Raw genomic sequence first — 12,831 nt, forward strand, 5'->3', positions numbered from 1 at the left:
TGGTTCATACGATTAACTCCCTTCTATGATATTTTGCACACTCTTAAAATCCAATTTCCCTTGCGCCACCTCTTGCATCAAACCGATGATTTGCTCGTCAGTGTACAGGCTGTTGGTTTGATTTTGCGGCAGAGCCTCCGCGCTTCGGTTTTTTCCTTCAGCTTTTAAAGCCATATAAGCAGAAAGCGCTTGGATTGTCTGGAATTCAAGAAGCTCCCGGCCGGTCAGCTTGATCTGAATGGTCTTTTCTAAATGACGCATCAGCTTTCGGCCAAGAATTGAATCCATCCCGTATTCTCGAACGTTTCTTTTGAAATTGATTTGATGCCGTGACAGGCTCAGCTCTCGTTCCAGAAATTGTACGATGATGTCTTGAATGTGTTTCTCTTCATTGGACTCGTCAGTCTCACTTTGGGCGACTTGTGACGATGGTCTACTATTCTTATCTGATGAGATCCAATAGCGTTCCTTTGCAAATGGATAGCCAGGTAACGGAACGATACGGACATTATTGTCTTCATGGAGCAGTTCCCAAGAAATATGATTTCCTTTCGTCCACCAATCTGCTATCTTTTTAAAATCTTTTTCTATGACGACCGTTTTCAGAGATGTCTCATCTCTTTCTTCTGAAATCTCTTCCACATTCCCTGTATAAAAGGATGTAAATTGGCCGAATGTTTCACCATTCTTCACCGCTTCTGCAAATTCCTTCAATTTTCGCACCAGTTGTTCCTGATTATTCACTACGATCGCCAGTCTTGCTTCCATTGCTTTTCTCCCAACCTGGAGTGTATACGCAACATCAGGTAATGAAAGGCTGTCATTCTGCTCTGCATACTCAAGCATTTGCAGAACAGCATCGTGAAGCCGATCCTCATTTTGAGCAGAAAGCACGATAACTTGCGGACATTCCGTTTGCTCTTGATGCGCGGATGCCTGCTCATCCGGAATGTATTCTTCAATTACTGCATGCGCATTCGTACCGCTGATGCCCGTTGTGCTGATTGTCCCCATCCTCGGATTATGATTTTTTCTGATCCATGGCTGGTTCTCTTTGTGAAGCACAAAAGGGCTTTCTGCAAACTGAATATAGGGATTGCTCGATTCACATTCATGGGTAGCCGGAATCGTTTGATTTTTCATAGCCATCAGCATACTGATCAAAGCAACCACACCGGAAGCTGCAAATGTGTGTCCGATTAATGATTTAATTGAGCCAATGGTGCAGAATTGCTTCTGTTTCGTATATTTGCTGAACGCACCCGTCAATGCCTGTACTTCAAGCGGATCTCCCAGATTTGATCCAGTGCTGTGCGCCATCACATATTGAATATCAAGCGGATTGATCTGATATTTTTCATAAATGCTTTCTATTAATTCCGCCTGGCTAAAAGGATTGGGAGCTGTCATTCCATTGGTTTTGCCGTCATAATTCACGCCGCTTGCTTTTATACATCCATAAATGTGATCTTGATCTTCAATTGCCTTTGATAATGGTTTCAGCAGAACAGCTGCTACCGCTTCACCAGGCACAAGCCCATTGGCATCCTGGTCAAACACTTTGCATTGTCCATCTGGAGAAAGCATTTCCGCCTTTGTCAGCGCCTCATAAGACATTTGAGAAATATTCAGACTGACGCCGCCGGCTAAAGCCATTTCACAGTCTCCCTGACGCAAAGCTGCGCAAGCCTGATGAATGGCTACAAGTCCTGAGGAACATGCTGCCGTCAACGCCATATTAGGTCCTTTTAAATCTAATGCGTATGCAATTCGCGCAGCCAATGTGGCGTTTTGAGTGCCGGTAATGTAATCCGTATCACCGGTTAAGTGGGCATATTCTCCTTCTTCCACACCCACATAAACGCCGCAGGACTTTCCTTTAATCCGGTTTCCCATATATCCTGCGTCCTCAAATGTATGCCATGCTTCTTCAAGAAACAATCGCTGGCGCGGGTCCATACTTTCAGCTTCTTTAGGCGATATGTGGAAAAACAGCGGATCAAATCGGTCTATGTCTTTCAAAAATGCGCCCCATCTCGGCACTTCTGCTTTCTCTGGATGTCCTTTGACTTCACGCCAGTCCCAGCGGTCTTTCGGAATTTCTGAAATGCATTTTTTTCCGTTTTTCAGATTGTCCCACAATTCATGAACCGAATCAGCTTGAGGAAACCTGCCGCTCATTCCGATAATGGCGATAGGCTCTGTGTAAAGCTGCCGGCCGCTTCTATGGCTGTTTTCTGATTGGAGTGCTGCAGAAACCGGCACTTCAGCTTCAGCCTGATTCTGAGTATCAGATGCATCACCCCGGTAAAATTCCTCGATCAGGCCTTTATGATCCGTTAAAAAGAAGCGGATTAATTCTTTTAAAGTCGAATAGCCAAAAAATAAAGCAGGCGTTATCTCGACTTTGTAATAGTCAGTTAACACGTTCGAGAATTTAGCCAAGTAGATGGAATCAAATCCAAAGTCGGCCCAGTTCTTATTCAAGTCTAGCTTGTCTTTTGAGATCTTAAGCAAGGTGTGAATATGCGTTTTCAAGTCCATTTCCAAACGTTTTTCAACGCTTAGGTTCTTCATCCCGCCCGATGTTTCTTGTGCAGGCGGGGCTATCATGTCCGGTTCTGGAACAGCACTTTCAGTCATTCCTAAAAAGCGGCGGACCCGGCTTGGCTGACCGGCGATGATAAGATGCTGCGCATCCTGCTGAGACAAAATGTGTTCAAACATAAGTATGCCTTCTTCCGCTTCTAAGAAGCGCTGACCGCTTGACTTCAGGTACATCTCGGTAGTTTCGGCACTCCCGATCGTCATCCCGCCGTCCTTCCAAACAGGCCAGTTGATAACAAACGTATGGCCGCGATGAAGCTCGTTTCTGTAATGTGCATAGGCCATTTGGAATCGATTCCCTACCGCATAATCACAAAAACCAAAGTCTCCTAAAATAGCAGAAGACGAAGAGAAGTAACAGATAAAATCCAGGGTTTCTTTTTTAAACCACTCGTCAAGTGCGATCGTTCCATTGATTTTCGGTTCAATAATACGCTTGAAGCTATCCATTTCTTTTTCAAAAATAGAGGACCCGCTCTCGATACCGGCGGCATGAATGACACCATTGATGGTGCCGTACCGGTCTTTTCCGCGTTTCACGCAGTCTCCCATTGCGATCGGATCACACACATCCGCCTCTGCATACATGGCTTCGCCGCCTAAATCCTTCAATACTTTTAGCTGCTTTTGTTTTTCTTTATTGATAGGCGTTCGTCCTGTCAGAATGATGTTCGCAGCATAGTTTTTAGCCAAATGCTTGGCGAATAAATAACCGAGCCCTCCTAAACCGCCTGTAATCAGGTAAGTTCCCCCGGACTTCAATTTGCTGTTGCCTGGCTGTAACGTTGTCTGTTCAATCTGACATACATAACGTTTCTCATTCTGATACAAGACGGTTTGTTCAGTTGAAGCCTGTAATTCCGTCCAGATCTTGCTTGTCCAATCGTCCATTGATTCTTTTGGAATTTGATCGGCATCCTGAAAGATTCCTGTCACTTTCGTATTCGGAAGGACTAGCCCGAGTGAACGTTCAAGTCCTATCCATGATTCCAGATAACTTCGGTCAAGACCACTTTCAAAACATCCAGCCAATAACACACGGGCAGGTTGAAGCTTCGCGGCCGCCATAGCCTGCAATAAATAGACTGCACAGGAATAATCCTGACTACAGCTTGAATCCTCCGTCGCCCATAAATAGAGGATTGCATCCGGTTCTCCATGTTCTTCCTGAATCCTACGAAAGGCTTTCTCAAAAGTGCCGGGGTCCTTCCGTACAATTTGATAAGAGTATGGAGACTGTTTGCCGTACGTTTCGCCTTGAGAAACAAATATGACCTTGGTCTCTGAATCAAAGCTTTTCACAGCTGAAGCGAATGCTTGTTGCTTGTCTCTGTCAGTCAGAAAACAGACGAGAGTTGTGAAGCTTTTCGATGTGAGAGACACCTGCTGTTCTTTCCATACTTCTTTAAAGGTCATCACCTCGAAGTCCTCTTGCTCTTGGTGTTCTATATTGTTTTCAAAGGACGATGTTCTCTTTTCAACACCTGATGCCCAGTAATGTTCCTTTGCAAATGGATATGTCGGCAGGCTGATTCGGATCGGCTTATGAGCTCCGTACAGCTTTGTCCAGTCAAAAGACAAGCCCTTCACCCAAAGATCCAGTAATTTCGTAAATTTCCCTTTGCTCATCCAGGCGTCTATCATCTTCTCCGTATCTTCATCAGCTGATAAGAGCGCTAATGCTTGTTTATTATCGTCGATACAATCCAGATATAGATCCTCTGCTTTCATTTCTATAAAATCTTGCAGCTTGCTCTCTAGATCTTCTATTGATTCGGCAATAAAGCCAAGCCTTTCCTCCATTGCTTCACGGCCTGTTTGCAGCGTAAAGGCAATCCGGACCAGATCTGATTCACTGTACCTTTTTTCGCGAACGGCATTGAGCAGCTGCTCCGCTCTTTCTTGAAGCCGTTCACTGTTTTTCGCTGACAGCACGATCAGAGCAGGAGGAGGAGCTTGAGGTGTTTGTGCCTCGGTTTTCGGAATATATTCTTCTAAAATCAGATGGGCATTTGACCCTCCGGCGCCAAAACTGCTTAATCCGGCGCGTCTCGGCACTTCCCGACCGTCAATGATCGGCCGCTTCCATTCACCAAGCTTTTGCTGAACGATAAACGGAGTTTGACTGAATTCAATATTTGGATTCAAACGCTCAGCATGCAATGATGGTGCGATTTGACCGTATCTAAACTGAAACAGTATTTTTGTCAAACCGGCGATGCCGGCTGCACTTTCACAATGACCAATATTGGATTTGCTGGAGCCGATCGCGCAGAACTGTCTTTCTTGTGTATCTTCCTCAAACGCTTTTGTTAATCCAGCAATCTCAATCGGATCTCCTAATGCAGTGCCTGTTCCGTGTGCCTCCAGATAACTGATCGTTCTGGCTGGGATATTGGCATGCTGAATGGCTTCTTTAATCAGCTTGGCTTGGGCATTCGGATTTGGAACCGTATATCCGTTGGTTTTGCCTCCGCTGTTAATGGAGCTGGCCTTTATCACCCCATATATATGGTCACCGTCTTCTATTGCTTTTTGCAAAGGTTTTAAAATGACGGCACCCACTCCTTCTCCATCAACAAACCCATCTGCGTCATCACCGAATGATTTACATTTGTCAGTTTCAGAGAGCATGTTCATGACAGATAAGTTCTGATAGTGAACAGGGTCGACAACTAAATTGACGCCGCCGGCAATGGCGCACTCACTTGATCCGCTGTAAATGCTTTCTAACGCCAAATGGATCGCTGTCAGAGAAGACGAACATGCTGTGTCAACAGCAAGGCTCGGGCCTTGGAAATTCAGCAAATAGGATACCCTGTTGGCAATGGACCAATAACCGTAGCCAGTAGGATAATTTTTGTTCATTACGCCGGCAAAGACGCCGACTTTTCTGCTTGAGCAGAGCGAGTCTGGTGTGTATCCCGCATCTTCAATACTCGCATAGGCGGTTTGCAGAAATAATCGCTCCTGAGGGTCCATTCTTTCTGCTTCTAGCGGAGAAATTTGAAAGAATAAAGGATCAAAAGTATCCATACCTTTGATAAATCCGCCCCACTTTGTATAAATAGAGCCTTCTTTTCCTTTTTCTTTATCGTAATATGCTTTCCAATCCCAGCGGTCTTTCGGGATTTCCTCTATACAATTTCTTCCTTCTTTTAGATTGTTCCAAAATTCTTCTGCTGTCTCCGCCTGAGGATAACGCCCGGATATGCCGATAATCGCAACATCACGGCTGACCGGTGCTTGTGCCAGTGATGGTGCTTCTTTCTCGCGGCTGCGGCCGCCAAGCTTACGATAGCGCCGGGTTGTGTCAGGCACCTGCCCAGCCTCCTGTGAAGATTTGTTATTGATTGCTACCGGCTTGTCATTTTGCACTTGATGGTCAAGGCCTGTCAGTCTCATAAGTGCTTCTTTTTTCGTTTTGATTAAGTGCTCCACTAACGCGTCTATTGTCTGATACTCAAAAAATAAAGTGCTGCTCACATGGTCCAGTTCCTTACGTAATGTATTCGTGAGCTGAACAACGACAATAGAATCGATGCCGTACTTTTCAAGCTGTTCAGATGAATCGATGTTACTTGCAGGGATTTTCAATGTTTGTCCAATTCGTTTTTTCATATACTCGGTGCTTTTTTCTATCAAGACGGCATCATTTGATGGTCTGCCTATCTCTGAAGCTACGTTTTGGACAGATGCCGGCTCCTTCCTCATTGGTGAAAAATTCTTTTCTGCAGGAGACGCCATGTCCATAGCCATACGGCGCACCACTCCGTTGCTTGAGGCTGCTATGATCTGGTGACTGAGGTCATGTGCTGCTTCTGCCGGGAAGAACACGGATTCAAAGCCTTCGCTTTCTAAGGCCTCTTTCCATTTGTTTGGATATAGACCAGGACAGCCGGGAATTCGCAGCGCAGGATCTTCATACAGCCACCAGCCTTCCAACAGTCCGAAGGTGATGTGCGGAAACAAGCTGTTTCCCGCCATTTCATTTAGTAAAAGCAATCCGTTGTGCTTCATCACAGCTTTTGCATGCCGCAGCGTTTGGCGAATATTTTTTGTCGCGTGAAGGACATTAGCGGCAATTACAACGTCATAGCCGCCTGCCTCGATTTCCTGCTGATCGATCGGTTTTTCTACGTCAAATAGCTGATATGTCAGGTAAGGATTTTCCGCCCCATACTCTTTTTCTGCATGCAGCAAAAACGCCTTTGAAAGATCTGTATAACAATATTCTCCTATATGATTTTGATAGGTTTTCAGTTTTTGAAAGATTCCGGCGCTCGTGCCGCCAGTGCCTGCGCCTATCTCCATAATGCGAATGGAGGTTTTAGGGTCCTGTTTCAGCCGTTCATCTACGTAAGCTGTTAACGTATCAGCGAGCACTTTATTGAAGTAGTCTGCAACTTGGTTATGCTTATAAATACCTTCCACCAATTCCATTGACGAATGAGGGAACATGATATCCGTCGCAGGCACCTTCCCTGTCAGGATATCCGGTAATGCTTTCAGCATGGCCTCAGCTAATACAACCATCGCTTTTGTGTTGCTGTCTTGGAGCCATTCTGATTTCTTTGCATCCCATTCATTCCAAAGCATGTCTATATCCTCTGCCTTGTCCTTCCTCACCAAAGAATCTCCATCTTTTTTAAGGTAGTCTTGCTGCAGAAGGAATTCGCTGCTTTGCCGGAGCCACTTTTCATAAAACTCACGAGTATTGTTGTTTCGTTGAAGACGTTCAACCGATAATGTATGACCATCAAACAGCCCGGCCGTCTGCAGCTGCGCTAATAGAAGTCTGTAAAGGAGAGCGTCCAGCTCCTCGTGTGTTACTCTTTTTATTTTCCGAGTTTCCGGCAGGCGTCTCTTCAGGCTTTCGGCGTCTATCGAAGGCTGCTGCGGGTAAAGGGTGATGAATTCCTTCTGATTCATGCCTTCGACTGCAACAGGTTTAGTCGTATGAATGAAAGCCGTTTGGGTGACAGGCCCTGAAAGCAGGGCTTCTAACGCTTTCATCCCTTCCTCAGGTTCAATTAAGCCTAAGCCAATTTGATTCATGAGCTGCACATAATTTTCATCTTCGGCCGCTTCACTGTTCCCCCAATATCCCCAATTCATGACGTTAACGGGACAACTCCAGCTTCGGGACAGCCAATAAGCAAATGCATCTGCGAATGCACAGCCAGAGGCATAATGGCTTTGCTTCACATTTTTGATATGGGACACAAGCGAAGAGAAAAATAGAACAAAATCCAAATCCTCCTGCTGAAATACTTGGGCCATATGAACACTTACATCCACCTTTGCCGCCAATCCAGTTCTGAATTCTTCGAGCGTCATATTTTCCAGGCTTTGTTCAAATAAAACCATTGCAGAATGAACGATCCCATGAATATGAGGATGGCGTTTTTTCACTTGTTCATAAGCCTGCTGCAATGAATGCATATCCGCAGCATCGGCTGCAATATAGTAAGGCGCAGGTCCAAGTGCCGAGAGACGGTTTAATTTTGCCTGGATGGCATCATTGATTTGACTGCGTCCAATCCAAACGATCTGCGCCTGATAGCGGCGGATCATATACTCACTCCACGCCTCTCCGATGTACCCAGCTCCTCCAATAACCACATACACTCCGCCGGTTCGATATAACGTATCATTCGACGGGGATTGCTGATATGGAATCAATTGCTGCTGATGCCATTGGTGATTCCGATAGACCCACGCGTGCCCAAGACGGTCTGCAGGGAGTGTAAACATCTGTTTGATTGGCCAAGTGCAGCCTTCTTCAAGGTCAATCTGCCGGATCTTCCAATGCGGATATTCCTTAGCCATTGTGCCAATGAGTCCATGAATGCTAGCATGAGCAGGATTGACAGCTTCATGCTGAGTAATCGGCTGCGCTTGGATGGTGATAATTGACCATTCCAGCTTTTCCCTGCCATAGCCTAATTGAAGAAGTGCTTTCACAAGCTTAAATACGTGAAGAACGTTTGCTTCCTGTTCTTCAATAAACATTTGCTCTGAGTGTAGCGGGGCAATCCACAGTACATGGTCAATGCTGCCGCACGCTTGCAGCTTGTTTGCTATCGTTTCCATGTGATCTGCCGGCTGGATATCCAAAACCACTGCATGAGGATAGTATTGTTTCATTAACTTTTGTTCGTGCTCAGTACCTCCTAATAAAACGGCTTGTCCACCGGCAGCCGAGACACCGCTCTCCGCATTTGGAGACACTGGTTCCCAGACAGGAACCATCATTGTATGTCCTATCGATGAAGACCCCGCTGCTATTGCTTCCGGAGATTGAGGTTCTCCTTCCAGCGCTCTAATGGAGGCCCCCTTCATTTGCACACAGACATTCCCATCTTCATCGCATAGATCAATATCATACTTTCTGATTTTGTCCTCTGCCTTACTGTCTGAACTGAATCTAATATAAGACCAGATTTCAGAAGGGCAAGAGGCAAGAATGTTAAGTTCCTGCATTGCAAACGGCAGAGACAGCTTATGGACTTGAGCATCCGTATTGACTGAGCTAACGATAAAACCAATCGATGCATGGAAAGCGGAATCCATCAAACTCGGATGGAGCATGAATTGCTTCTTACCGTCTTCCAAAAAAGCGGGTAAGGAGATTTTTGCAAGCAATTGTTCGTGTCCGATAAGCACTTTTTTAATCCCTTGATAGCCCTCTCCATAGTCAAGCCCTATCTTCCGAAACGCCGCATAGCATTGCTCTGATGTCACTGTGTCCAGACTGCATTCCGCCTGCAGCGCTTTAATATCTAAAACAGGAATGTCCGGTTCAGCCCCTAGGATTGCAGTCCCTTGGCTGTGTATCATCTGGTTTTCATCTTTGCTGTAAATCTCATAGCTGATCTCTCCGCTCTCCTCAGGATAAAGGCCAATATGTATCTCTTTTGGTTCACTTTCAATCGCGATAGGACGAATCCAGACGATGTCTCTGAGCGACACAATTCTTTGTCCCTCTCCCAGATCACCCGCTGCTTTTTCCGCTGCTTCCCTTGCCATTTCTAAATAGGCAACACCCGGCAGGATTTTCTGTCCCTGCACAACATGATCTGATAGAAAAAATTCCTTGCCTGTGAAGCTAGAGCTAAAGCGCTGCTCAGAAAAGTCTGACGTATTCCTATGCAGCAGCGGATGTAATGCAGAATTCGTTGTTCTGCCGCTGATTTTCGTCTCAGGTGCCGGTATCCAGTAGCGTTCTTTTGCAAACGGGTAGGTTGGAACACTTACTTTAAGCGGCTTGCGAGCGCCGTAGAGTTCATCCCAGTTGACCTGTTTTCCTTGAACCCAAGATTCCGCGATGTTCTCCAAATCCCCCGCTTTTGCCCCGGTAAACCCTTGGCCCTCTTTGGCCTGTCCGGTCCAGCAGCGATCGGCTTCTTCACCTTTTACAAATGCTTGAAGTTGATGAATTAGATCCTTTATGTCTTTCACGATGAAGGCTGCCCGCTCCTCCATTTCCACCCGTCCTGCCTGCAGTGTATAAGCAAGCTCAAAAAGATTAATGTCCTCGTGAAGAAACTCAATGAGTTTGCCGGCGTATGCTTGCAGCCTGTCTATATTTCTCGCCGACAAGGGAATAATTGCCTCTTCATATTTCACCGAAACAGAGGCTGAGGCGTCCTCTTTCGGGATGTATTCTTCCAAAATGATATGCGCATTGGACCCTGACGCTCCAAACGAACTTACACCGGCACGGCGGGGATACTTAATCTCCATTCCGTTTTCTGTCAATGCCAGCTGCTCCCATTTCTTTGCTTCGCGCTGAACAAAAAACGGTGATTGATCCAGCTCCAAATAAGGATTCAGCTCTTCTGAGTGTAGGGATGGGACCAGCGTTTTATAATACAGCTGCAGAACGGTCTTCGTTAACCCGCTGATGCCGGCTGCAGATTCAGCATGGCCAATATTTGATTTCACAGAACCGATCGAACAAAATTGCTGATCCTGCGTATTTCGGCTGAAAGCCTTCACCAATCCTTGAATTTCAATTGGATCTCCTAAAGAGGTGCCGGTGCCATGCGCTTCCACATAGCCGACCGTACGCGGATCGATTCCTGTTTTTTCTAAGCAGGTTTCTATAACATCGGCTTGCGCTATAGGGCTCGGAACCGTAATACCGCTGACTTTGCCTACATGATTAATGGCACTTCCTTTGATGACGGCATAGATCCGGTCACCATCCTGTTCAGCTTTTCGCAGAGGCTTTAATAATACCGTTCCAACCCCTTCTCCAGAAACGTATCCGTCACCGCCTTCGCCGAATGTATGACAATAGCCGTCACTCGAGTGCATCCCCACACTGCCATAGCTGATATATTTAGCCGGGTGCAGAGATAAATTGACACCCCCTGCTATCGCAGCCTCACATTCCCCATTCCGGATGCTTTCTATTGCCAAGTGAATGGCAGTCAAAGAAGATGAGCAGACCGTGTCCACTGCCATGCTTGGTCCATGGAAATTACAGTAGTAAGACACTCTATTGGCGATTTGCGCATAGTTCAGGGACAAAGGAAAGGGATTTTGTTCGGATAAAGCTTCAGCACCTATAAGAGAATAGTCCTTATGCATGACACCGGCAAAGACGCCGACATGCCGTCTTTTATTAGCGCCTCGCTGTGCAGCAATTGTCTCAGGCGTATAGCCTGCATCTTCAATGGCTTCCCAGCATGTCTCTAAAAACAAGCGTTCTTGAGGATCCATGGTTTCTGCTTCTCTGGGAGAAATTCTGAAGAATTGCGGATCAAAGCAATCGGCATCCTCAATGAACCCGCCCCATTTTGAAAAAGGCTTTCCTGAAGGTGTTGTCAGTTCATCGAATTCCTTCCATTCCCACCGTGATTTCGGAATTTCACTGATGCAATCTGTTCCAGCCTTAAGATTTTCCCAAAATTCTTGTATGTTTTTCGCCTTAGGATAACGGCCTGCCATCCCAATGATCGCAATGTCCTCCGCTTTTTTTGGCGGGGAAGAAAGAGCATCTAAAGACTCCGGCAGTGATGCAGGAGGCTGGCGGACAGCATCGTCCGCCTCTCCAAACAAATAGTTTTCAGCCAAATGCGCTGATAATTCTGCAATCGTTGTATATTCAAACAGCAAAGTGGGAGAGAGATCTTCTCCAACATGAGATCCTATCGCCTGAACAATTTCAAGCAAGGATGGCGAATCTAACCCAAGCTCATAGTACCCGGCGTGAATATCCATTTGTTCTGCCGGTTTTTCAAGCTGTTCAGCCAGCAACTGACGCAGTAACCTTTCAAACGCATTGTATTTCCGGCCAGCGTCATGAGAGACAGAAGTTTCTTTTACCACACTCTCTTCCTGGAGCTGATCGATTTCTTTTTCAGACTGAAAGGCCTTCGCATCCCGGACAGACTTGCTTGCGAAGTTTTTGAGTTCGGCTACTTTTTGTCCAGAAGAATTAAAATATTCAATGGTCATATAAGTAAGCTCGTTTTTCTGGCGCACGGAGGAAGCTTGAATGCGCGCCGCACATTCTTTTTGTAATGGCTCCGAAGCTGTAAAGGATTCGAAAAACAAAGGCAGATACACAGTCTGTTCGTTTTTATTTACACTTGAGAGCAAGCCGCTTGACCCTAAACCGCTGCCGTCGATGAGCGTCGGATGAAACATAAAAGCCTCAGAATGAAGCAATGCTTCTTGTCCGACAGATACATCAATCAAAGCGGCCTCTTTTGTTTCATATACCTGTCCTTCTGCTATCATCATGCCTGTATGCACTAATTCTTGACGGCGGCATTGATCATAGATGTCGTCCAAATTCAGAATTCGGCCGGCCGCTTTTTTCCATTGATGAAGGTCAATCTTTTCCGTGAAAGCAGCTGGTGCTTTATGATGCATCTCGGCCGAAGCATATCGTCTATGACCTGATAACGACTCTCCATGCTGTTTTTGCCCTTCAATTAAGATGGACCATGTCCCTTTTTTGCTTTCAGACACTTGGATTGTCAGGGCAATGTCATACGATGCTTCCGCGATCAGAGGATAAAAAATGGTCAGATTTTTCAGTTCTAGCTCTTGATAAGCGTAACCATGTTCTTGGAATACTTGATAAATCAGATCTATATAAGCAAGGCCGGGTAATAACGCTTGTCCATATACCTTGTGATTGCACATGATAGGATTATTTAATGAGATGCGCAGTTGTTCAGTTATCATGTTCCCACTCCTCTC

1 protein-coding gene is annotated in these 12,831 nt (G+C 45.8%); it reads right to left on the reverse strand.

All coding sequences use genetic code 11. From position 1 onward, the window contains the following. Nucleotides 1-12 precede the first annotated feature (12 nt). The gene (locus tag LNN34_RS06865) at nucleotides 13-12,816 is read right to left on the reverse strand and encodes an SDR family NAD(P)-dependent oxidoreductase (RefSeq protein ID WP_229043025.1); all 12,804 of its coding nucleotides are present in this window, start codon (nucleotides 12,814-12,816) and stop codon (nucleotides 13-15) included. Nucleotides 12,817-12,831 lie beyond the last annotated feature (15 nt).

The sequence above is a fragment of the Bacillus sp. AF23 genome (assembly GCF_020861455.1).
GTDB lineage: Bacteria > Bacillota > Bacilli > Bacillales > Bacillaceae > Bacillus > Bacillus halotolerans.

Bases quoted from the DNA above. Each gene is read 5' to 3' on its own strand.
- LNN34_RS06865 (WP_229043025.1), bottom strand. From the start codon at position 12,816: ATGATAACTGAACAACTGCGCATCTCATTAAATAATCCTATCATGTGC.